1 protein-coding gene and 1 pseudogene are annotated in these 1,938 nt (G+C 45.0%); both read right to left on the reverse strand.

Annotated elements, in window-relative coordinates:
- Positions 1-924, reverse strand: a 924-nt coding sequence (locus ACP45E_RS13035) for a SulP family inorganic anion transporter (protein ID WP_141707330.1), incomplete at its 3' end; no start/stop codon positions are given.
- A gap of 244 nt (positions 925-1,168) precedes the next feature.
- Positions 1,169-1,938 (reverse strand): annotated as a pseudogene (locus ACP45E_RS13040) (ribonuclease E); the annotation flags it as partial.

The raw sequence follows: 1,938 nt of genomic DNA on the forward strand, positions 1-1,938 counted from the left end.
ACCAGAATTAACGTTAATCATAGATTGTCCAATCATCGCACAACCACCCATTGCGCCGAATACCGAACACGTGACATTTGCCATGCCTTGCCCAACACACTCACGGTTAGATTGACCACGTGTATTGGTCATTTCATCTAGAACCGTTAGCGTAAGCAATGATTCAATTAAGCCAATGGCGGCAAGAATGATGGCATAAGGCAAGATGATTTGAAGTGTTTCGAATGTAAATGGTACCGCTGGAATCGAGAACGTTGGTAAAGAGCCGGCCAATGTGGCATTCGCATCACCAGACATAGTACGTAGGAAATCGACTACAGTGTTGGTGTCTAGGTTCAGCATTGATACTAGGACAGTGACAGTCACGATCGCGACCAGAGAAGATGGCACCGCCGTGGTCAGTTTAGGCAGAAAATGAATAATAGCCATGGTTAGTGCAACAAGTCCTAACATAAGCAACATTTCACCTTGAGGTAGCCAGGTTAGTGCACCGGAAGCATCGGGTGTTTTAAATTGTCCAAGCTGAGCAAGGAAAATAACAATCGCAAGGCCATTAACAAAACCAATCATAACGGGATGGGGAACCATGCGAATAAATTTGCCTAGCTTAAAGAGACCTGCCGATATCTGAAATATACCCGCAAGCATGATGGCGGCGAATAAGTATTGGACACCATGAGTTGCCACTAGGCTGACCATAACAACAGCCATTGCGCCTGTTGCACCGGAAATCATTCCAGGTCGTCCACCAAAAATAGAAGTAATAAGGCCAACGATAAATGCCGCGTATAAACCAACCATAGGGTCGACACCCGCGACAAAGGCAAAAGCTACGGCTTCTGGTACCAGTGCAAGTGCAACAGTAAGCCCGGATAGGACATCATTTTTTACAGAGTGTTTAGAAAACTGTGGAAATTCAAACATGTTAACTCAGTATTTTTGCTTGTGGGTTTATCCTTAAACAACACTTCGTTACAAATAGAGCAAAATCAGAGATAGACAAACATTCTATTTTGAGTGCGGATAAGTATGAATCGGCGCATGCTACCGAAAAGTGTGATTAAGTTCAATGATTAACCTAGTATAGATTAACTTGACTTATGTCTTGTTCAATATTGAAAAAAAAGGCTGCTAAGAGTTAGCAGCCTTTTTTACGTTTTAAAAGGTATTAGAAGCCTTGAGGTTTCGTCATTCCTGAGCCCGCTTGGCTACGTGCAACTTGGCTGCCAGCGCCTTTTGCTTGGTAGCGTTCGGTTTTTAGAGGCATAGAAACCACTTCAATCTCTTTAATTTCTTGAGGCCCTGGAGCCTTAGTCATTGCTGAGGTAGCGTGTGCTTTAACACGACCGGTTTTTCCTACAACAGGCTGAACTTGAGTCACAGTTTCAGTAGTAACTGGGACTTCTTCGTTGACTGTTGTTTCTGCAAGTTTAGGTTCTTCGAGCTTGGTTTCTTCTAACTTAGCTTCTTCGGGTTTGGTTTCTTCGAGTTTAGGCGAATCGACACTGGCTTCTTGTGGAGTAGCTATTGTTTCGACTTTCTCAACTGGCGCAACAGTTTCGGCATTAACAGGCGGCTCAGTTTTAGTTTCAGGGGCAACGTTTGCTTCAACCACTTTGGCTGCCACTTCTTTAACTTCCGCTACTACTGGTGCTTCAAGTTTCACCGGCGCTTCAACTTTGACATCGGTATTCGCTTTCGCCGTTGAGCATAGGATGATTTTACCCATCGCCATTTCAGGCATTGCAAAACCAGACAGTTTAATTGCGGAGGTTTCCACCACAGGTTCAACAGGTTGAGCTTGCGACTGACGCTTAGGCTTGGCTAAATCATAGCGAGGCATCACTTTACCCATTGCCATCTCAGGAGAAGCAACACCACCTTTGCGAAGGCGGAATGGGTTAGGGCGACGATCACGTCCACGACGTCGGCGTTGAC

Origin of the sequence: Vibrio genomosp. F10 str. 9ZD137 (assembly GCF_049974785.1) — a bacterium.
Classification (GTDB): domain Bacteria; phylum Pseudomonadota; class Gammaproteobacteria; order Enterobacterales; family Vibrionaceae; genus Vibrio.